The 682-nt window shown below is 48.4% G+C and carries 1 protein-coding gene; it reads right to left on the bottom strand.

Translation table 11 applies throughout. The features are described 5' to 3' along the window. A partial coding sequence (locus tag ACH3Y6_RS15645; protein WP_490836567.1) for an MBG domain-containing protein occupies positions 1-682 on the bottom strand: 682 nt, incomplete at both ends.

Raw genomic sequence — 682 nt, 5'->3', positions numbered from 1 at the left:
CCAATCCCGTTACACTAAAGGCACTGCTGCCCAGGTTACCTGTTACACCATAGACCTTGCTCTGGTCATTCGCTGTAATGGTCAATGGTGCTGCCGTTACCGTTAAAGTACCGGACACATAATTGATCGAATAGTTGGATACGGTTGATCCCGTTGCGCTGGAAACGGTAATACTGTAAGTAGCCACTGCAGCGGTTGACAAGGTACCCGGACTAGCCAAAGTAACGCTGCTGATACTCTCACCTGCTGCCAAGCCCGTTACACTAAAGGCACTGCTACCCAGGTTACCTGTTACGCCATAAACCTTATTCTGATCATTCGCCGTGATGGTCAATGGAGCAGCGGTCACCGTTAAAGTACCGGATACATAACTGATCGTATAGTTGGATACGGTAGATCCGGTCGCTGAAGACGCTGTAATAGTGTAAGTAGCCACTGCAGCGGTTGACAAAGTACCTGGGCTGCTCAATGTAACACTACTGATAGTCTCACCAGAAGCCAAACCAGTTACACTAAAGGCACTGCTGCCCAGGTTACCTGTTACGCCATAGACTTTACTCTGGTCATTCGCTGTAATGGTCAATGGTGCTGCCGTTACCGTTAAAGTGCCGGATACATAACTGATCGTATAGTTGGATACGGTAGATCCGGTCGCTGAAGATGCTGTAATACTGTAAGTACC

It is taken from the genome of Sediminibacterium sp. FW305-C-269, from assembly GCF_058231045.1.
This window is presented reverse-complemented; position numbering and strand designations above follow the sequence as displayed.